Here is a 310-nt window from a genome sequence, read left to right on the forward strand (position 1 = left end):
TTTCTCAGCCATCCTGAACGTGCCGCGCTGATCGCACAGCTGTTTTCGCCTTTGACGGCTTTGTCCGCGGCGCAACGCTGGAGAGAGCGGCGCGATCGCGCGTTGATTGCGGTATTTCTCGGCGGCGGATTGAAAACGGGCGAAGCGGCAGCGCTAACGGTTAGTTGCGCAAACGTGGGCTCCCCGTGGGTGACGATCTAGTCGGCCAATCCGATGCTGACACGCCGTACCCGGCTTGCGCCGTTCGCGGTAGCGATTCTCGATGCATGGCTTGCCGAGCGGCGGCTCTCCGAACTGGCTGGCAACCTTG

Annotated in this window: 1 pseudogene; it reads left to right on the top strand. The window is 62.6% G+C overall.

Annotated elements, in window-relative coordinates:
* A pseudogene (locus SB764_RS39140) lies at positions 1 to 310 on the top strand (site-specific integrase); the annotation flags it as partial.

It is taken from the genome of Paraburkholderia sp. SIMBA_027 (assembly GCF_046535315.1).
GTDB classification, from domain to species: domain Bacteria; phylum Pseudomonadota; class Gammaproteobacteria; order Burkholderiales; family Burkholderiaceae; genus Paraburkholderia; species Paraburkholderia tropica.